Here is a 20,153-nt window from a genome sequence, read left to right on the forward strand (position 1 = left end):
TCCCCCACATATGCATATACCCGAAGGCCTGCTGCCCCCGCTGCACGCCGCCGCCTGGACGGCGGCCGCGACACCGTTCATCGTCCACGGCGTCCGCTCACTCACCCGCGAGGTCCGCGCCAACCCCGACGCCAAGCTGCTGCTGGGCGCCTCCGGCGCCTTCTGCTTCGTCCTCTCGGCACTGAAGATCCCCTCGGCGACCGGGACCAGCTCCCATCCCGTGGGGGTCGGCCTGGGATCGGTGCTCTTCCGACCGCCGGTCATGGCGGTCCTGGGCACCGTCACCCTGCTCTTCCAGGCCCTGCTGCTCGCGCACGGCGGGCTGTCCACCCTCGGAGCCAACGCCTTCTCGCTCGCGGTGGTCGGGCCGTGGGTGGCCTACGGAGCGTTCCGGCTCCTGCGTTCGGCCACCGCCCGGCTGTCCGAGGGACTGTCGGTCTCGGTGTCGGTGTTCGCGGCGGCGTTCTCGGCCAGCCTGGGCACCTACACCGTCACCAGTCTCCAGCTGGCCCTGGCGCACCCGGATCCGGAGAGCGGGATCCTGGGCGCGTTCGTCAAGTACGCGACGATCTTCTCCCTCACCCAGATCCCGATCGCGGTCATCGAGGGCCTGGTCACCGTGGCGGTGGTCCGGATCCTCACCTCGGTGAGCCGCGGCGACCTGGTCCGGCTCGGGGTCCTGCGCGCGTCCGCCGCGCCCCCGTCAGCGGCACGGGCCGAGTCCCCGTCAGGGGAGCGGAGCACGGCCGCTCCCGCCGCCACCGCCGAGGACCGGGAGAAGGGGACCACCGAATGAGCGACCCGAACAAGCCCCGCGCGTGGGTGACCTGGCTGCTGCTGGGCGCCGTGGCCGTGGTGGCGGTGCTGCCGTTGCTGACGGGGGCCGCCGACCACCTGGAGGAGCCGTTCGCCGGAGCCGACGGTGAGGCCGAGAGCCTGGTGAACGAACTGAACCCCGAGTACGAGCCGTGGCTGTCGCCCGTGGTCGAGCTGCCCTCGGGGGAGGTCGAGTCCGGGCTGTTCGCCCTCCAGGCGGCGATCGGCGCCGGAATCGTCGGCTACGCCCTCGGAGTGGCCCGCACACGGTCCCGGCTCCGGCCCCAGGAAGGGCCCGCCGCCGTCGGAACCGGAACCGGATCCCCGGAGCCGGGCGCCGACGCCTCCGACGGCTGACCCCCCCGTGACACCGATCGACACCGCCGCCTACCGGAGCCGGTGGCGGCGGTACCACCCCGCCGTCAAGGCGGTCCTCTGCGGCGGGCTGCTGGGGTGCGCCCTGCTGCTGCCGCCGTGGCCGGGCGCCGCGCTGGTGGTGGCGGCCACCCTGGCGGCGGCGTTCGCCGCCCGTGTCCCCCCGGGACTGCTGGCACGCGTGGCGGCCGCGCCGCTACTGTTCGTCGCCACCAGTGCGGCTCCCCTCCTGGTCACGGTGGGCGGTCCGGAGACGCTGGGCTGGGCCGAGGGCGGGGCGGCCCGGGCCGCCGAGGTCATGGCGCGCGCGTCCGCCGCGGTCGGCACCCAGCTCCTGTTCGTGCTGACCACCCCCGTGGCCGACCTGCTCGCCCGACTGGCCCGGACCCGGCTGCCGACCGCCCTGGTCGAGGTGGTCGCCCTGACCTACCAGATGCTGATGGTGCTGCTCCAGACCGCCCAGCGGGTCGCGTCCGGTCAGGCGGGGCGGCTCGGCTACCACTCCCGGCGGGTCGGGGTCCGCTCGGCGGGGGCGCTGGGCGGGGTGCTCCTCGTCCGCTCCCTCGACCGGGCGCGGCGGCTCCAGGAGGGGCTGGCCTGCCGCGGGTACACGGGGCGGCTCACCGTCCAGGTCGCCCAACAGCGGGTCCGGCCGGTGGAACTGGCCGCGGCCGCAGCTCCGCCGCTGCTGGTGGCCGCCCTCTCCCTCGCCCACGCGGTCCTGCTGTGAGCAGCGGACCCGCCGACGATCTCCAGGAGACACGCATGCGCGCCCGACCTCCGGGGCCCGACCCCCGTGCCGCCGCGGCGGCCGATCCCGCGCCCTTGGGCCACGACGGCACGCCCGTCCTGGCCGGACGGGGGCTGCACTACGACTACGAGGACACCGGTTCCGCGGTGTCCGGGGTGGACGTGCGGATCCACCCCGGCGGGCTGTTGGCGGTGCTGGGCCCCAACGGCGGCGGCAAGACCACCCTGCTGCGCCTGCTGGCGGGCAGCCTGGCCCCCACCCGGGGATCGGTGCTGCTGGACGGTGAACCGCTGCCGCGCGGTCGGCGCGGACGCGACCGGTTGCGCCGCCGGGTGCAGATGGTCTTCCAGGACCCCGACGACCAGTTGTTCTCCGCCACCGTCGGCCAGGACGTCTCGTTCGGTCCCCTCAACCTCGACCTGCCCGCCGACCGGGTCCGCGAACGGGTGGACTGGGCGTTGGCCGCGCTCGGCATCACCGGGCTCGCCGACCGCCCCACCCACCTGCTCTCCTACGGTCAGCGCAAGCGGGTGGTGCTGGCGGGGGCGATGGCGATGCGCCCCGACGTGCTGATCCTGGACGAGCCCACGGCGGGCCTGGACCCGGAGGGGGTGGTGGAGCTGGTGTCCACCCTGGACGCCCTGCGGGCACGGGGCACCACGCTGGTGGTGTCCACGCACGACGTGGACCTGGTGCACGGCTGGGCGGACCGGGCACTGGTCCTGGACCGGACGGTACTGGCGGCGGGTCCGGCCGGGGAGGTGCTGGGCGACACCGCCCTGCTGGCCCGGGCCCGGCTGCGTCCCGCCTGGGGGCCGCTGGTGGGGCGCGCCCTGCGCGCGCACGGGCTGCTGCCCGACGGCGCAGCCGACCCGGTCGCCCCCGAGGACCTGGCCCGCATCCTCGGGGATCCGGACCGGTGAGCGCTCCCCGTCCCGTCCCGCGCGGCCGGATCACGGGGACCGGAGGGCCGGGCAGGTGATCCGCACCGCCCGCCGAGGTCGGCGACGGAGTCCGCGCGGGACGCGGCGGGAGGTTCGACCGTGCGCTCGCACGCCCCCGGGACGGCGCCGCCGGCCGGACCGTCCGCCGACACGGACGTGAACGCCTCTGCGGACCGGTGCACGTCAACCCCGAGAAACCCGGCACCACCCCCACCCGAGGCAGCGGTGCGCCCAAGGGTGCAACGCTCGCATCACCGCGGCGGAACGCGGGAGCGCGGCCCCACCCCCGGCGGGGCACACCGGTAGCGCACGGTGCGGTGTTCACCGCTGGGGGCCGATCGTCGGCCGCTGATCGCCCTCATCCACGAGAATCGGAGAATGTGCGGAGCGTGGGCACATGGCTGCCCGGTTGCGTCGCGTTCCACCGTGAGGTGCGTTCCTGCGGGCACCCAGGGGTCCTGTCGCTGCCATCGGATGAGAAGTCCGGTGATCTGGTGTCGCCACGTGTTATTTTGTGCCTTTTTGTGTCATTTCGTCCGATCCGCTGTGTTGTCTGGGGTCGTGTGATGCCACCAGGTGTCGTGCCAGTACGGAACTGAAGAGCATGAACGGAGCACACATGGCCGGTTGGCGGCGTCCGATGGCACCTCGTGAGGTTCTCGGTGTTGGTATGGGTGTCGAGGGTGTTCTCCGGGGTGAGATTGTCATTCCGTGGATGATGTGAGGTGATCGGGGTGGACGGACCCTATGGTGATGAGCGGGATTTCGTGGCTTATGGGGCTTAGTGTGGATATTTGTTCATTTTTGTTTCTTGTGTCTGATTTTCAACAACTTGCAAATTTGAGCTACCGGAGAGAGTAAAAGTCCAGGTCAGGAAGTCTGCTCCCCGCGCACGCGGGGATGGACCCAGGATAGCGCCTATATCACTTATCGACTATACCTGCTCCCCGCGCACGCGGGGATGGACCCTCACGACGCGGACCCGCTCCGGCGGGATGCCGCTGCTCCCCGCGCACGCGGGGATGGACCCCGGCGCACCTACAACCTGGTCCGCCAGTTCGACTGCTCCCCGCGCACGCGGGGATGGACCCATGCGCGAGGACGTGTCCAGGGTGAGCGCCGACTGCTCCCCGCGCACGCGGGGATGGACCCCGCTTCTCGATGGGTCCGGTCACGGTCTCGACCTGCTCCCCGCGCACGCGGGGATGGACCCAACGGCTCGGTGCCGGTGTCACGGATGGTCGCCTGCTCCCCGCGCACGCGGGGATGGACCCTCCTGCCAGAGCTTCACGTCCTGGCGGCGGTCCTGCTCCCCGCGCACGCGGGGATGGACCCGGCAACGGGTGGGCCGACATCGGGTACAGCTTCTGCTCCCCGCGCACGCGGGGATGGACCCGAGGTCCTGCCCGACCCGCCGACCATGTCGGACTGCTCCCCGCGCACGCGGGGATGGACCCGAGGCCCGCCTGTGGTCTCTGAGTCCGTCATGCTGCTCCCCGCGCACGCGGGGATGGACCCGGCGCAACCGGGTCTGGGTGCGCAGCGTGACCCTGCTCCCCGCGCACGCGGGGATGGACCTGGTTTCCGGAGCGCGAGCCCGCCGCTGAGGCTCTGCTCCCCGCGCACGCGGGGATGGACCCGAGGTCATCGAGTTCTACATCGGCCCCGTGGACTGCTCCCCGCGCACGCGGGGATGGACCCGGTGTGCCACAATCTTCGACCCCACGGAACCGCTGCTCCCCGCGCACGCGGGGATGGACCCGGGCACGCGTCGGACCGCTCGCTCTCGCCCGCCTGCTCCCCGCGCACGCGGGGATGGGCCCGCCGCCGCCGAGTACAGGCCCCCACGCTTGGCCTGCTCCCCGCGCACGCGGGGATGGACCCAACCCCCTCTACGCCGCGTACAAGCGCTACCCCTGCTCCCCGCGCACGCGGGGATGGGGTCCGTCTTCCCAGACAGAGGTGCTTGGGGAGACGGGCCTTCTTCAGAAGGGTGGCCGGATGCGGCCATGTGGATGGTTTTCGACACCCAGTCCCGGGTGCTTCGATTGGATGTCCGCGTGATCGAACGCTCCTCTCCACAACCCTGGCCAGGTGGCTTGTCCCTCGCGGCCCGCTCGGTGTGGGCCAAACACGACCGGCGTACTGATGGCTGGTTGCCACTGTGGCGGCACATGGCCGACAGCGCCGCCGTCGCGGGTCGACTTTGGGACCACTGGCTCCCCGACCAGGTGCGCCGTCATATTGCCGACGCCCTGCGGGGCGGGGTCGACAGCGCCCGAACCCTCACGGTGTTCCTCGCCTGCACCCACGACATCGGAAAGGCCACTCCCGCGTTTGCCTGCCAGGTCGAGGATCTCGCCGACCGGATGCGGCGTCACGGCCTCGACGTCCCGCTGGAGAAGCAGATCAGGCAGGACCGCAAACTCGCCCCCCACGGGCTCGCCGGGCAACTCCTGATGCAGGAGTGGCTCATGGAACAGCACGGCTGGACCAAGCGCGCCACCCTGCCGTTCACCATCGTGGCCGGTGGCCACCACGGGGTCCCACCCGAAGCGGGAGACATCCAGACCCTCCGCGGCCACCCCCAGATGCTGCGGACCCGTGGTGGCGAACCGGGTTGGAAAGCCGTTCAGCACGAACTCCTCCAGCACGCGGCGGCCGTCACCGGAGCACGGGCGCACCTGGCGGAGTGGTCAGGCGTCAAGCTCCCACAGACCACCCAGGTGCTGCTCACCGCTCTGACCATCGTCGCCGACTGGATCGCCTCCAACGCCGATCTCTTCCCCTTGTTCCCCGGCCCGAGGGAACACGATCCCGAACGTGTCGAGGAAGCCTGGCGACTTCTCGACCTACCCGCGCCGTGGCGGCCCCAGGACCCTGACCTGAGTGTGGATGCCCTGTTCAAGGCTCGTTTCGATCTCCCCGGCGGGGCGAAGGTCCGCCCTGTACAGGAGGCCGCTGTGACGGCGGCACGCGACCTCGGTGGCGCGGGCCTGCTCATGGTGGAGGCCCCCATGGGCGAGGGTAAGACCGAGGCCGCCCTGGTCGCCGCCGAGATCCTCGGCGCCCACACCGGCGCGGGCGGCTGCTTCTTCGCACTGCCCACCATGGCCACCGGCAACGCCATGTTCCCCCGACTGACCTCGTGGTTGGACCGGATACCCGCCCCGGACGAGCACACGCGTTACTCGGTGAACCTCGCTCACTCCAAGGCCGCGCTCAACGAGCGCTTCACCCGTCTGATGTGGTCTGGCGGCCAGAGCGCCAACATCGATCCGGACGGTGACGACGACCACTGGAACCACCGCTCCGACCAGGTGCGCACCTCCGCCGAACTGGTCGCCCACCACTGGCTTCGGGGCCGCAAGAAGGGGATGCTCGCCTCCTTCGTCGCGGGCACCATCGACCAGCTGCTGTTCGTCGGTCTCAAGACCCGCCACCTGGCGCTGCGACACCTGGCTGTCGCGGGCAAGGTCGTGGTGGTCGACGAGGCCCACGCCTACGACACCTACATGAGCCGCTACCTGGACCGGGCCCTGTCGTGGTTGGGCGCCTACGGGGTTCCCGTGGTGGTTCTGTCCGCGACGCTTCCCGCGAGCCGACGCCGGGCCCTGGCGGCGGCCTACGCAGGAGTGCGGCCGGACGCGTCAGAGTTCGCGCCTTTGGAACAGGAGGAGAGCTACCCCCTCATCACCGCGGTGCAGAGGGGCGTGTCGCCGACCCTGTACCGTCCAGCCGCTTCGGGACGGTCGACCCAGGTGCGCCTGGAACGCCTGGACGACGACGTCGATGTTCTCGCTGAGCGTCTGGGTAGCGAACTCGCGGACGGCGGGAACGCCCTGGTCATCCGCAACACCGTCGCCAGGGTCCACGCCACTGCCGAGAAACTCCGTGAGCGCTTCGGCCACGACAACGTCACCGTCGCGCACGCGCGTTTCCTGGACCTGGACCGATTGGCCAACGACGAGGACCTGCTGCGGAACTTCGGCAACCCGGACAAGGTCACAGAGCTGGATGGCCAGCGGCCGAGGGGGCCGCACGTGGTCGTCGCCAGCCAGGTCGCTGAGCAGTCCCTGGACATCGACTTCGACCTCCTCGTCACCGACCTCGCCCCCATCGACCTCATGCTCCAGCGCATGGGCCGTCTCCACCGGCACGAGCGGGGAGCCGAACAGTGCGACCGCCCGCCGCGTCTGCGCGCGGCCCGCTGTCTCGTCACCGGGGTGGACCGGGCCACCGTGGTTCCCACCCCCGTCAGCGGCACGAAGATCTATGGCACGTACCTACTGCTGCGCACGGCGGCCGCGTTGGAGACCCGTTTCGCCGCCGCCGACACGGGCGACGTTACGGCCTCGGCCGTGTGCCTTCCCGAGGACATCAGCCCGCTTGTACAGGCGGTGTACGGGGACGCTCCACTCGGACCGAACACCTGGCGGGTCGCGATCGGCCAGGCGAGGGAGACCTTCGACATCGCCATCGCCGAACAGTTCCACAAGGCCGAGGGATTCCTGCTCGGTGACGTGGGCAGGGACGGTCGGTCGCTGGTGGGATGGGTGGCCGCCGGTGCGGGGGACGCCGATGACACCCGCGCCGGTCGGCAACAGGTCCGCGACACCTCCGACACGATCGAGGTCCTGGTCGTACAGCGGCGCGCGGACGGGGCCATCTGCACCGTTCCCTGGCTGCCCAACGGTCGGGGCGGCCGGGAACTGCCCACCGAGGCGGTCCCACCCGTCGGCCTGGCTCGCACGGTGGCGGCCTGTGGATTGCGACTGCCGTTCGAATTCACTTTCGAACAAACTGCCATAAAAGCCATTGAAGAACTCGAATCAGATTTTTTTCCTGCGTGGCAGGTCAAGGAATCCCACTGGCTCGCAGGTGAACTCCTCCTGGTCCTCGACGAGAAATGTCGTCGGGAGTTGGCAGGGTTCGAACTCCACTACAGCGAAGAAGACGGGTTGAAGGTAAGCCGTGTCGAATGATCCCCTGACCGAGAGCTCACCCCCGGGCCAGCAACCGGCGTTCGACCTGACAGCACGGCCGTGGATCCGGGTTCTGCGCCCCAACGGGACCGAGGACGAACTCTCCCTCCGCCAAGTGTTCCACCAGGCGCCCCACCTGGTCCGTCTGGTCGGCGACCTACCCACCCAGGAGTTCGCGCTCGTTCGGCTTCTTCTCGCGATTCTCCACGACGCCGTGGACGGCCCCGAAAGCGCGGAGGACTGGTACGAACTCTGGGAGGCGGACACCCTTCCGTGCGAGCGTGTCGACGACTACCTCGACCGCCACCGCGAACGCTTCGACCTCCTCCACCCGCAGACACCGTTCTTCCAGGTCGCGGGGCTCCACACGAGCAAGAACGAGTACTCCTCCCTCGACCGTCTCGTCGCCGACGTGCCCAACGGGAACCGCTTCTTCACCATGCGGGCCCACGGAGCCCAGCGGCTCGACTTCGCCGAGGCGGCCCGCTGGCTCGTCCACGCCCAGGCCTTCGACACCTCCGGCATCAAGTCCGGGGCGGTCGGTGACGCCCGGGTCAAGGGCGGCAAGGGCTACCCGCAGGGGGTCGCCTGGGCAGGGAACCTCGGCGGGGTCATGGTGCAGGCCGCCAACCTGCGCGAGTCACTCCTGCTCAACCTCGTGGCCGCCGAGTACGACCACATCCGCGCCGACGACGCCGACGCTCCGGCCTGGCGTCACGAACCGGTCGGCCCCGGCCCGCTCACACCCGTCGAGGCCGCCTACCGGCCCCACGGCGTCCGCGACCTGTACACCTGGCAGAGCCGTCGTGTGCGCCTGCACTTCGATGCCGAGGGGGTGTACGGGGTCCTGCTCGCCTACGGTGACCCCCTCACCCCCCACGAGCACCGTCACCGGCAGGAACCCATGACCGGGTGGCGACGCAGCCAGGCCCAGGAGAAGAAGCACAAGGTGCCTCTGGTGTACATGCCGCGCGAGCACGATCCGACGCGCAGTGCCTGGCGCGGCCTGGCCTCCCTCATCACCGACCGCGTCCAGGGCAGGGCCGACGACTTCGTTCGACCGCGCGTACTGGACTGGGTGGCGTGGCTGGCGACCGAAGGGTTCCTGGAGGAGAAGGACAAAAGAGTGCGAGCCCGGCTGATCGGCGCGCGGTACGGCACCCAGCAGTCCGTCATCGACGAGGTCGTCGACGACGACCTGAACATGGCCGTCGCCCTCCTGGACGATCACCGCTCAGGGCTGCGCCAACAGGCGATCAACGCCGTGGACGACGCCTACCGGGCCGTGGAGATCCTCGGCACCCTCGCCCACGACCTCGCCAGGGCCGCCGGAACGGAACCGGGGCCGCGGCGCGACTCCGCACGCGACCGTGGTTACGGGCAACTCGACGGCCACTACCGGCGCTGGGTGGGCTCACTCGACAGCGCCACCGACCCTGACCAGGCCCGAGCGCAATGGCAGCGCACACTTCGGGACCAGATCCGCCGGATCGGCGACGAACTCGCCGACACCGCCGGTCCCTCGGCCTGGGAAGGGCGCGTGATCGAGACGAAGGCCGGAGACATGTGGCTGAGCACTCCGCAGGCCAGGAGCCGTTTCCAGCGGGAACTGACCCGGTTGCTGCCCTACACCGCCCCTGCTCCCACGAACTGACACCGGGTATGGACATATGACACAGACAGGCCAGACCGAACGAACCGAACGGGCCGCAGAGGCCCAACAGCCGGAAGCCGAGAACAAGGGGCGCAGTGACCTCGGCCCTGTCGGAAACGCGGTCAGCGACCGCGTCGAGGACCTCCTGAGGGGATACTTGACCGATCGGCCAGATGCGGTCGCCGCCCTGGCGCAACTGCGCGGCGGTGCGGGCAAGACCTTCGGAGAATGTCCGCAACTGTGGGGACTCACCGTCGACGCACACGAGTACACCCTCCTGGGCTGGAACCGCAGGCAGCAGGACTGGGCGGAGGAGGCGGTGCACGCCGCCGTCACCCTGTTCGCCCTCCACCAGCAGTCCCTCCGCGGCGCCTCGAACGGGGACGACGGTCAGGATCCCTCCGGGAAAGACCACCCGGACACCGACAGGCCGGAGAGAACGGGTCGTCACGACAACCGGATGCATCGCCGGGTCAGGTACCTCGACGGCGGCCGCGGACGCCTGCCTCACCACGGCCTGGGCTGGGCTGTGCGCGCCTGCATGCCCGACGGCAGGATCGACCCCGCCCTGCACAACCGGTTGAAAAAGGCGGCGCAGGCGAGTGCCCTTCCCACCCGGGTGGGCGAGCTCCGCCAGATCGTCGCCCGCCTGCGCCAGGAACGGATCCCGCTCGACTACGGACTGCTCGCCGACCAGCTCTTCAAAGCCCAGGAACCCGGCGGGATCAAACAGGTCCGGGACGAGTGGGGACACGGATTCGTTTCCTACCGGCCCACCAAGAACAACGACAGTGCCGCCGAGGCCGCCTCCGACGACGCGACCACCACTCCTGAGAAGGAAAACCAGTGAGCCGAACCATCATCGACCTGCACGTCCTCCAGACCGTCCCACCGAGCAACCTCAACAGGGATGACACCGGAAGCCCCAAGACCGCCGTGTACGGAGGGGTGCGACGGGCACGGGTCTCCAGCCAGGCATGGAAACGCGCCACCCGCGAGAGCTTCCAGAACCTGCTGGACCCCCAGGAGCTCGGTACCCGGACCAAGCGCGTCGCCGAGTTCGTCGCCAAGCGGATCGTCGAACTGGACCCCGGTATCGAGACGGCCACGGCCTGGGACCTGGCCGCCCAGACCATCCACGCCGCCACCGGCACCAAGGTCGAACCCGTCGAACGCAAGGTGAAGGCGGCCAAGAAGGAGGGCAGGCCCGCCCCCGCACCCGAATCCGGCTACCTGATGTTCCTCAGCGCCCAACAGCGCGACGGCCTGGCGGCCCTGGCCGTGGAGGGCAAGGACGACATCAAGACGTTCCTCAAGGACAAAGAGGTCAGGGTCAGGGCCAGGAGCATCGCCGACACCGGGCATTCGGTGGACATCGCGCTGTTCGGTCGGATGGTCGCGGACGGCGCCGACATCAACGTGGACGCCGCCACCCAGGTGGCACACGCCATCAGCGTCCACGAGGTCGACACCGAATCCGACTACTACACGGCCGTCGACGACGAGAACCCTGAGGAGGAGACCGGTGCCGGGATGATCGGCACCGTGGACTTCAACTCCGCGACCCTGTACCGGTACGCGGCGGTGGACGTCGACCAGCTCGCCAGGAACCTGGGGCAGGGGATCCGGGAGGGCACCGAGGACACCGAGCCCGTGCGGCGTGCCGTCGAGGCGTTCGTCACCGGGTTCGTCACCTCCATGCCCAGCGGAAAGGTCAACACCTTCGGCAACCACACCCTGCCTGATGCCGTGGTGGTCAAGTTGCGCGATGCGCGGCCGGTCAGCTTCGTCGGAGCCTTCGAAAAGCCCATGGTCAACGACGCCGGAGAAGGGTTCGTCAAGGACGCGTGCCAGGCGTTGGCCGACTACGCCAGCGAGGTCGAACGCGTCTACGGGGCGGCGGCGTCACCGACCTGGGTCGCTCGGGTGGGGGAGCGCACCGTGCCCCTGGCCGAAACCGGTACACAGGCCACCTCGCTCAAGGAACTGGTGGCCGAGGTGGGCACCGCCGTGTCCACACGGCTGGGCCGTAACACATGAGCGTGCTCGCACTGCGTCTGGCGGGGCCGCTCCAGGCGTGGGGGGCTTCGGCGCGCTTCGCCCGACGCACCACGGAGAACACCCCGACCAAGAGCGGCGTCATCGGCCTCCTCGCCGCCGCACTTGGCAGGCCGCGCACCGCCGACCCCTCCGACCTGGCGGAACTTCGGTTCGGGGTGCGTGTCGACCAGCCCGGGGTGCGGGTGCGTGACTACCAGACCGCGCGACATCCGGTCACCGGCGAAGCGATGCCCGTGTCGGAGCGGTTCTACGTGGCCGATGCCGTGTTCGTGGCGGGGCTGGAAAGCGACGACGCGGACTTCCTGGCCGACCTGGACCAGGCCGTGCGCTTCCCCCACTTCCTGCCCTACCTGGGTCGCCGCTCGTGTCCGCCCTCCCGCCCGATCGACCTGGGCGTCCACCCGGGTGCGCTGGACGACGCCCTGCGGGACCCGGGGGTGATCCCCTGGCAAGCCTCCGAGTGGTACCGCCAGGAGTGGAGGCAACGAGGAACGGAACTTCCCGTGTTCGTCGAAACGGGCGAGTCGGAGCAGGCCGACGAACTCCTGCGGGACCTCCCGGAGAGCTTCGACCCCCGCCACCGCCGCTACCGGATGCGCGGCGTCTCGGCCAGACCTCCGGTGAGGGTCGGCGGCCGGCAGCGCGTGCAACCTCCGCGCCACGACCCCCTCGCAGCTTTGGAGGTCTGATGTACCTGACCCGATTCCGATTCAATACCGCGCGTTCCGGTGCGCGGAAGGTTCTGTCCTCGCCTCAGGTCACCCACGCGGCCGTGATGGCGGCGTTCGCGGACGAGGTGCCGAGCAACCCCAGCGGCGCGCGCGTGCTCTGGCGGGTCGACCATGTGGCCAAGGCGGAGGTGTACCTGTACATGGTCAGTCCGGCCGAGCCTGACCTGACACACCTGGTGGAGGAGGCGGGGTGGCCCACGACCGGAACCTGGCAGACCAGGGAGTACACGCCGCTGCTGGATCGGCTGGCTGAGGGGCAGACGTGGGCGTTTCGGCTCACCGCCAACCCCGTCCACTCCGTGCGGGTCAAGGACGGGCAGCCGACCAAACGCACCGCACACGTCACCCCCCGCCACCAGATGGGGTGGCTCCTGGAACGGCAGGAGCGCCTGGGCTTTGAGGTACCGCGCAGGGAAGGTGAGGCCGGGGCCAGGCCCGAGGACGCCTACGAGTTGATGGTGCACAACAGCCGGGCACGCCGCTTCAACAAGGTCGAACACCAAGACGGAAAGCCGAACCGAGTGTCGTTGACCAGGGCGACCTTCGACGGGCGCCTGAGGATCACCGACCCCGACGCACTCCGCCGCGCCCTGGTGTCCGGCATCGGTCGTGCCAAGGCGTACGGATGCGGACTGATGACCCTGGCTCCGGCATGAGCACTCCCGGCAAGCGCGCGGCGCTGAATCCCAGCGAGCTGACCAGGGTGAGCGACCGGAGTTCGTTCATCTACCTGGAACGGTGCACGGTACACCGTGAGTCGAACGCCCTCACCGCCGAGGACGGCGAAGGCGTACGGCACATCCCCTCGGCCACGATCGGCACCCTCCTCCTCGGTCCGGGGACGCGTGTCACCCACCAGGCGATGGCCCTGTTGGGCGACAGCGGAGCGGGTGCCGTGTGGGTGGGCGAACACGGGGTGCGCTACTACTCCGGAGGGCGGGCGTTGACCCGATCGTCCGCTCTCCTCCAGGCACAAGCCACGGCGTGGGCCAACAAGCGCACCCGGCTTGACGTGGCGCGCAGCATGTACCAGCTGCGGTTCCCGGGCGAGAACGTGGACGGCAAGAGCCGCAGACAGCTGCTCGGTCTGGAAGGGGACCGGGTCAAGGCGTCCTACCGGGAACAGTCGGCCAGGACCGGAGTGCCCTGGCACGGCAGACGCTTCACCCCTGGGGACTTCGACTCCGGCGACGCGCCGAACCAGGCGATCACCGCTGCGGCACAGTGCTTCTACGGCATTGCCCAGTCCGTGGTGGCGGCGTTGGGATGCACACCCGGATTGGGGTTCGTGCACTCCGGGCACGAACAGTCGTTCGTTTTGGACATCGCCGACCTGTACAAGGTGGCGGTGGCCATCCCCGTGGCCTTCGACGTGGTCGCTGAAAGCGACGAGGAGGTGGGGGCGCGTACGCGGCGGGCACTCCGGGACCGTATCCATGAGTTGGGTCTGCTCGATCGGTGCGTGAACGATGTCAAACGACTCCTGCTGCCTCCGGGGGCTGAGATCGAGGAGGCCGACCAGGTGGGCTTGCAGACCGACGAGGGCGTGGATGTGGTCGGAGGTAGGAACTACGGGGTGGTCTGGTGACGGTCATCATTCTGACGACATGTCCCGTCGGTTTGCGTGGTCTGCTCACCCGTTGGTTGTTGGAGATCTCCCCCGGAGTTTTCATCGGCGGGCCGTCCGCGCGTGTGCGGGAGGTTCTGTGGGGCGAGGTGCAGGCGTATGCGGGCAGCGGCCGGGCTCTGCTGGCCTACTCGACCAACAACGAGCAGGGTTTCACCTTCGAGACGTTCGACCACAAGTGGGAACCGGTGGACCACGAGGGGATGACGCTAATCCAGCGCCCGCGGGAGAAGAAGGGCGACCAGTCCGTTCAGGTGAAGAAGGGTTGGAGTAAGGCATCGAAGCGTCGACGTTTCGGTCGTGCATGAGGCGTTGTGTGTGAATGTGGTTCTTATGTCTTTTGTGTCTGATTTTCAACAACTTGCAAATTCGAGCTCCCTGAGAGGGTAAAAGCCCAGTTCAGGAAGACTGCTCCCCGCGCACGCGGGGATGGACCCATCACGTTCGACGTGCCCGAGCCCGCGCCGGACTGCTCCCCGCGCACGCGGGGATGGACCCCACTGGGCGAGTGCGGACGGGTGGGCGGCCGGCTGCTCCCCGCGCACGCGGGGATGGACCCCGGCGCCGCCGTGAGGACGCGATCGACGCCGTCTGCTCCCCGCGCACGCGGGGATGGACCCAGAGCGGGACCACCGAACACGGGAACCCGACCCTGCTCCCCGCGCACGCGGGGATGGACCCACGCCCGGTGGCATCATCTCGCAGAACGCGGACTGCTCCCCGCGCACGCGGGGATGGACCCATGCGGAAACTTCTGGAAACTCAGTCGCATGAACTGCTCCCCGCGCACGCGGGGATGGACCCTACGACCGGCTGACCAAGGCCCGCGACTCGATCTGCTCCCCGCGCACGCGGGGATGGACCCGGCTCCACCTACGTCCTGGACTGAGGAGGGCGCTGCTCCCCGCGCACGCGGGGATGGACCCAGGTCCCCGGGCTGGAGTTGGGCCAGGTCCTCCTGCTCCCCGCGCACGCGGGGATGGACCCTACGGACGCCTGCACGACCAAGTGAAGGCGGCCTGCTCCCCGCGCACGCGGGGATGGACCCTCGCACCTGTCGCACGCCGACCGGTACACCTCCTGCTCCCCGCGCACGCGGGGATGGACCCCGCCTCCTTGCCCGTCTCGCCTCCTGGGGGGACCTGCTCCCCGCGCACGCGGGGATGGACCCATGGCCGGTATCGACGGCTTCGGAACCGAACTCTGCTCCCCGCGCACGCGGGGATGGACTCCGGGTCGGGGTCGAACGCGTTCACGATCTTGCGCTGGTACTTGGGCAGGTACTGGGAGGCCAGGGCCCGCTTGACGGTGTTTTCCGGGATGCCCATGTGGCGCGCGATGGCCTTGATCGGTGTCTGCTCTGATCGGTGGAAACAGCGGATCTTCGCCCAGTCCTCCGCCGTGATTACCTTCCTGACCATCAGCGGAGGGGTCAGATTTCGGACGACGCTACGGGGTCAGTATTCAACGTGTCGGCCGACAGGCCCTTCCCGGCCGGTCAGGTGCGGGCCGAGATCAGTCCTTGCCGGGTGCTGATGGTGAAGCTGCCGTGTTGCTCAAGGTGCCGGTGGAGGTTGGAGGCGGCTCGGGCCAGCGCGGCGTCGAAGGGGACACCCGCCTGCTCGGCCCAGGCGCGGTACGACGCCAGGTGGGCGAGCACCAGTTCTGCCGTGGTCACCTCGATGACACCGGACAGCTCCTGGACCACCACATGGCCGAAGTGAGCCCGCAGGGCGTCCTCGGCGCATTCGAGGGGGAAGTGGTCGGAGAGCTTGATCCGCTGGGGTCCGCGGTCAATCCCCAGCACCTGGCCGGCCGAAGTGGACCACAACTCGTCGAGTTCCCGCTTGTCGACGCTGGCATTGGTGGAGGCGAGCAGCACACCGCCCGGTTTGAGATGTTTCGTTTCGGGTTTATTGGAGGCTGGTGTGTCCTGCGTTTTTCGGAGTCGGTTTTCTGGATCCTGGGGCCACGTGACCCCAAGGAGGACATCGTGGGACGTCGTGGATGCCCCGCCGAGTTCCGCCGCAAGGTCCTGGACCCGGTCCAGGCCTGACGCAGCGTCGCGGACGTGGCAGCAGTACCGAGACTGCCTACTCCAGGCGGCACCAGGACCGTATCGACCAAGGCCTGGCGCCTGGCCTGACCAGCACCGAGAAGACCGAGCCGGCCGCGGCGAACAAGCGCATCACCGAGCTGGCGATCCACCGCCGGACCAGTGAGCTGCTGGGTAAGGCGGCGCCCCCGTGACCCGTTCGGTCCCGGCACTCGGGTGTTCCCCGGCGGAGCATGGGAACCCCGGCGCCCGGAGTGCGCCCACGCCGCCGCTGCGGGCGCCGCGCCGTCAGACGGGCTGGACGGTGATCGTGCAGAGGCGCTTGGTGGCCCGGGTCAGGGCTACGTACAAGTCCCTCTCCCCACCGGGGCGGGCCGAGACGATCTCCTCCGGATCCACGACGACGACCCTGTCGAATTCCAGGCCGCGTGCTTCGGACGCAGGCACGACGCGTGCGTGGTGAGCGATGCCCTGGGCCGCCAGCTCGTCCATCCTGGTGTCCGCGCAGACCACCCCCAGAAGCTCACCCGGGTGCGCGGCGCTCTGCTCGCGGAGTTCCTGAACGACGGCGGTCACCAACTCGTCCGGAGACGTGGTCACGGTGAGGGGGCTCTCACCGCTGCGCAGTGACCGCGCGGGCTCCTGCTCCGGAGCGATCCGCGTGAGCAGGTCCCGGGTGCTCTCCAGGATCTCCTGCGTGGTGCGGTAGCTGACGGTCAGGTTGCGCAGCTCGAACCACGGTCCGACGTGAGGGTTCAGTGCTTCCTTCCAGTCGCGTGCCGTCGCGACCGGGCCCGCCTGGGCGAAGTCGCCCACCAGTGTCATCGCCCTTACCGGGCAGCGGCGGACGATCATCCGCCACTGCATGGCGGTCAGTTCCTGCGCCTCGTCGACGACGACGTGCCCGTACGTCCGCTCGGGCGGGCCGCCGAGCAGGCTTGCCGCCTCGTCCAGCAACGGTGCGTCGGCGTCGGTCCACGCGTCCTCGGGGCCGCACAGCAGAAGGGACCGCTCCTGCGCGGTCAGGTGCGGCAGGTGCTCAGCGAGAGCGTCGGCGTTCGTCAGGAGTGCCCGCACGAGGTCACCAGGCACCAGCCGCGGCCACAATTCCTCGACTGCTCGGTCGAGGCCGACGTCGTCGAGGAGGTCGGCTCGGACGGCGTCCAGGTCCAGCTCGTGGACCGGCCCCGGGTCGGCCGTACCTTCGGCACGGCGCCGGGCCGCTCCCGTGAACCGGTCGAGGTCGATGCCCGTCATCCTCTCGGTATCGGCGTCGATCTGCTCCAGGAGGTCGCCCATGTCCCGTTGCACCGCGTCGGTGACGGCGTCGACCAGGAGCTCTTTGAACACCTGGCGCGCGGGGTTGTGCCCCGGTACGGCTGCCACGGCGGCGTCGCGCGCCGTGGCGACCTCTCCGCAGGAGAGGCGGACCGTCTCCTGTCCTATCCGCACGGTGAAGTCACCGGCGGGGGCCTGATAGGCGCGCAGCAGGCCGGCCAGGGCGTCTGCGAGGTCGGATCCGCCCTTCAGACACGCTGTATCGAACGGGGCCACCGTGTCCGCGGACACACCGGCCAGTTCCCGGCAGGTCGCCAGAACGACGTCGTTCTCTCCGAGCGAGGGAAGAACCCGCGAGATATAGTCGAGGAACCGGGCGTTTGGGCCCACCACCAGGACACCTTCCTCAGCGGCGCGCGGAAACGCGTACAGGACATAGGCCGCCCGGTGCAGGGCGACCACCGTCTTGCCGGTGCCAGGCCCGCCCTGCACCACGGTCACCCCGCGGTGAGCGGAGCGGACGATCTCGTCCTGCTCGGCCTGCAGCGTCGCGACGGCCGCGTGCATCCTGCCCGTACGCCGTGCCGACAGGGCCTCGGTCAGCGGGCCGTCCCCCACGACGTCCTCGTCGGTCGGGGCGCTCCCGTCCAGCAGTTCGTCGCTCACCGAGACGACTCTGCGCTCCTCGGTGCGCAGGTGCCGCCGCCGCCGCAGGCCCATCGGGTGGACCGGTGTCGCCTCGTAGAAGGGCCGTGCCGCGTTCGCGCGCCAGTCCACGAGCAGAGGCAGGTCATCCTCCTCCGTGCGCAGTCCGATCCGTCCGATGCGCAGGGCCGTACCGTCCGTCCGGTCGATGCGCCCGAAGACCAGCCCCTTCTCGGCGCCCTCCAGCCGACCGATCTCCTTGGCCAGGCGTTCGACGGTGATCGCCCTCTCGTACGCCTCACCGGCACCGCCCACCGGGGCCTTCAGCGCACTCGCCCGGTGCGCTCGCGCCTCGGAAAGCCGTTCGTTGAGCAACTCATACAAGGAGGACACATAATCCTGCTCCGATTCAACAGCGCGCATGGTGAGATAATTCATTTCCGGCAAAGGGGCTCCTTCGATTCGAGCCACACCATACGGTCAAAGTCCTCCTGAAGATAGGCCTTGACTTGTTTGCTGAAGTTCGCCTCTGCTGTCGGGCGCACGCCCGGACCACGGAAGGCGGCTGGAGATCACCGCCGCATGCGTCAGGTCAATGCTCACTCAGTACCCGTCGGATCCGCGTGTGACTTTCGTTTATCCGGTTCGTCGGATATCGCTATCCCGATCCCGAGGTCCGCCTGGCCACGGGCGATTCCGTCCTTGGGCGCCTCGTGCCGCACCTGGGCCGGCTGCGGTTGGACAAGCTTCAGGCCCGCCAGGTCGAGGCGATGTTCGCTTCGATAGAGAAGGCCAACATCCACATCCTGGAGTGCCGAGAGTCCGACGATGCCAGGGTGAAGGCGTCGGTGCGCGGGCAGCGGGTGATCTCGCTGTCCACGAAACACCGGATCAGGGCGACGTTGCGTAGCGCCCTGTCGGACGCGGTGCGCCGCCCGGACCTGCCCGTCAGTGTGAATATCGCCTCGCACGTGCGCCTGCCGTCGTGCCCGAGGGTCAAGCCGATGGTGTGGACCCCCGACCGGGTGCGCCAGTGGAAGTTGGACGGGGCGGTGCCGGGGGAGGTGATGGTGTGGACTCCGGAACAGACCCGTGCCTTCCTGGCTCATGCGAGGAGGTACCGGTGGCTGTATGCGATGTTCCACCTCATCGCGGCCAAGGGCCTGCGCCGAGGTGAGGCGGTCGGGTTGCCGTGGTTGAACACCCGGTTGACGGACGGGCAGATCGACATCCGTGTCCAGGTGGTCCAGCTCGCTTGGGAGACGGTGACGAGCACGCCGAAGAGCGCGGCCGGGCAGCGCACCATCACCCTGGACAACGACACCGTGAAGGTGTTGCGGGCGTGGAAGAGGTTCCAGAACGAGGAGCGCCTCAAAGCGGGTCAGGACTGGGAGGACACGGGCCTGGCGTTCACCCGCCAGGACGGGGCGGGGTGGCATCCGGCGCAGGTCAGTGACTGGTTCCTACGCATCTCCCGCGCGGCCGGTTTGCCGCCGATCACGCTGCACGGGCTCCGCCACGGCGCCGCCTCCCTCGCGCTGGCGGCGGGGTCGGACGTGAAAGTGGTCTCCAGGGAAGTCGGGCACGCGACCGTCCACTTCATCCAGGACACGTACCAGACGGTGTTCCGCGATGTGGCGAAGGCGGCGGCCGAGGCGACCGCGTCGCTGCTGCGCGGCGGGCCGGTTCCGGTGAAGGCGCCGGTGTCGTAGCCGGACCGAGGAGCACACCAGGAGCCATACGGCCCTGCACGCCCCAGGCCCATCGGCGGGCTCACCCCATCTGGCCTGGGGTTTCCTTGTGCCCGGTACGTGTTCGCCATCAGATCAAAGGTCCCCTGGTCGATTGTGGGCCTCTTGCGCGTCCTCGTCGCCGCCCACAACTTCCATGCCGTACCCCGCCCACTCCTCCTCTTCGACGGTGTCCGACGGAGTCCTCCCGACGGTGAAAGACCGGCCGCGGTCGGTGCCCAGGTCCTTCGCGGTGACGCTGACGATGCCGTTGGCGTCGATGTCGAAGGCGACCTCGATCTGCGGGACGCCGCGCGGGGCCGGGGGCAGACCGGTCAGGTCGAAGACGCCCAGCTCTCTGTTGTCGGGGGCGAGCTCCCGTTCGCCCTCGAGAACATGTATACGGACACGTTCCTGGCCGTCCTCGGTGGTTGTGAAGATCTCGGAGCGCTTGGTCGGGATGGTCGTGTTGCGCTCGATGAGCTTGGTGAACACGCCGC

14 protein-coding genes, 2 pseudogenes and 2 CRISPR repeat arrays are annotated in these 20,153 nt (G+C 69.6%); of the genes and pseudogenes, 13 read left to right on the forward strand and 3 right to left on the reverse strand.

Annotation, left to right across the window (positions count from 1 at the left end):
• Positions 1-10 precede the first annotated feature (10 nt).
• From ACTVAJ_RS22135 to cas2e, 12 genes are all read left to right on the forward strand, one after another.
• Complete coding sequence (locus ACTVAJ_RS22135; protein WP_470390140.1) at positions 11-796, forward strand: energy-coupling factor ABC transporter permease; 786 nt, start codon at positions 11-13, stop codon at positions 794-796.
• Positions 793-1,173 (forward strand): energy-coupling factor ABC transporter substrate-binding protein, encoded by a 381-nt coding sequence (locus ACTVAJ_RS22140; protein WP_470390141.1) that lies wholly within the window; start codon positions 793-795, stop codon positions 1,171-1,173. The genes ACTVAJ_RS22135 and ACTVAJ_RS22140 overlap by 4 nt, the downstream gene beginning before the upstream one ends.
• A gap of 7 nt (positions 1,174-1,180) precedes the next feature.
• A complete protein-coding gene (cbiQ, locus tag ACTVAJ_RS22145; protein WP_470390142.1) occupies positions 1,181-1,921 on the forward strand; it encodes a cobalt ECF transporter T component CbiQ in 741 nt (246 codons plus the stop codon).
• A 35-nt stretch (positions 1,922-1,956) separates the two neighbouring features.
• Positions 1,957-2,865, forward strand: coding sequence for an energy-coupling factor ABC transporter ATP-binding protein (locus ACTVAJ_RS22150; RefSeq protein ID WP_470390143.1), 909 nt, complete (start codon positions 1,957-1,959; stop codon positions 2,863-2,865).
• Between the two features lie 900 nt (positions 2,866-3,765).
• Positions 3,766-4,831: direct repeats of the CRISPR family, unit length 29 nt; unit sequence CTGCTCCCCGCGCACGCGGGGATGGACCC.
• Between the two features lie 70 nt (positions 4,832-4,901).
• On the forward strand, positions 4,902-7,871 hold the full coding sequence (gene cas3, locus ACTVAJ_RS22155) for a CRISPR-associated helicase Cas3' (protein WP_470390156.1): 2,970 nt from the start codon (positions 4,902-4,904) through the stop codon (positions 7,869-7,871).
• Positions 7,861-9,525 carry a type I-E CRISPR-associated protein Cse1/CasA gene (gene casA, locus ACTVAJ_RS22160; protein ID WP_470390144.1) on the forward strand — a complete coding sequence of 555 codons (1,665 nt, stop codon included), beginning with the start codon at positions 7,861-7,863 and terminating at the stop codon, positions 9,523-9,525. The genes cas3 and casA overlap by 11 nt, the downstream gene beginning before the upstream one ends.
• 157 nt (positions 9,526-9,682) lie before the next feature.
• Positions 9,683-10,375, forward strand: a complete 693-nt coding sequence (gene casB, locus ACTVAJ_RS22165; RefSeq protein WP_470390145.1) for a type I-E CRISPR-associated protein Cse2/CasB — start codon at positions 9,683-9,685, stop codon at positions 10,373-10,375.
• Positions 10,372-11,565, forward strand: coding sequence for a type I-E CRISPR-associated protein Cas7/Cse4/CasC (gene cas7e, locus ACTVAJ_RS22170; RefSeq protein ID WP_470390146.1), 1,194 nt, complete (start codon positions 10,372-10,374; stop codon positions 11,563-11,565). The genes casB and cas7e overlap by 4 nt, the downstream gene beginning before the upstream one ends.
• A complete protein-coding gene (cas5e, locus tag ACTVAJ_RS22175) occupies positions 11,562-12,275 on the forward strand; it encodes a type I-E CRISPR-associated protein Cas5/CasD (RefSeq protein WP_470390147.1) in 714 nt (237 codons plus the stop codon). The genes cas7e and cas5e overlap by 4 nt, the downstream gene beginning before the upstream one ends.
• Positions 12,275-12,973, forward strand: a complete 699-nt coding sequence (cas6e, locus tag ACTVAJ_RS22180) for a type I-E CRISPR-associated protein Cas6/Cse3/CasE (RefSeq protein ID WP_470390148.1) — start codon at positions 12,275-12,277, stop codon at positions 12,971-12,973. Before cas5e ends, cas6e begins: the two co-directional genes overlap by 1 nt.
• Positions 12,970-13,905, forward strand: a complete 936-nt coding sequence (gene cas1e, locus ACTVAJ_RS22185; protein WP_470390157.1) for a type I-E CRISPR-associated endonuclease Cas1e — start codon at positions 12,970-12,972, stop codon at positions 13,903-13,905. The genes cas6e and cas1e overlap by 4 nt, the downstream gene beginning before the upstream one ends.
• Positions 13,902-14,252, forward strand: coding sequence for a type I-E CRISPR-associated endoribonuclease Cas2e (gene cas2e / locus ACTVAJ_RS22190; protein WP_470390149.1), 351 nt, complete (start codon positions 13,902-13,904; stop codon positions 14,250-14,252). The genes cas1e and cas2e overlap by 4 nt, the downstream gene beginning before the upstream one ends.
• 100 nt (positions 14,253-14,352) lie before the next feature.
• Positions 14,353-15,176: a CRISPR direct-repeat array (repeat unit 29 nt; unit sequence CTGCTCCCCGCGCACGCGGGGATGGACCC).
• Positions 15,177-15,442: 266 nt separating this feature from the next.
• Here cas2e and ACTVAJ_RS22195 read toward each other — a convergent pair.
• Both ACTVAJ_RS22195 and ACTVAJ_RS22200 read right to left on the reverse strand, forming a co-directional pair.
• The gene (locus ACTVAJ_RS22195) at positions 15,443-15,826 is read right to left on the reverse strand and encodes a hypothetical protein (protein ID WP_470390150.1); all 384 of its coding nucleotides are present in this window, start codon (positions 15,824-15,826) and stop codon (positions 15,443-15,445) included.
• 462 nt (positions 15,827-16,288) lie between these two features.
• Complete coding sequence (locus ACTVAJ_RS22200; protein ID WP_470390151.1) at positions 16,289-18,346, reverse strand: HelD family protein; 2,058 nt, start codon at positions 18,344-18,346, stop codon at positions 16,289-16,291.
• 287 nt (positions 18,347-18,633) lie between these two features.
• Between ACTVAJ_RS22200 and ACTVAJ_RS22205 the strand changes: the two are divergent.
• Positions 18,634-19,635: pseudogene (locus ACTVAJ_RS22205) on the forward strand (tyrosine-type recombinase/integrase); the annotation flags it as partial.
• Positions 19,636-19,863: 228 nt separating this feature from the next.
• Here the strand turns inward: ACTVAJ_RS22205 and ACTVAJ_RS22210 are convergent.
• Positions 19,864-20,153 (reverse strand): annotated as a pseudogene (locus tag ACTVAJ_RS22210) (Hsp70 family protein); the annotation flags it as partial.

The organism is Nocardiopsis sp. KDC1DS13DA1, from assembly GCF_055632325.1.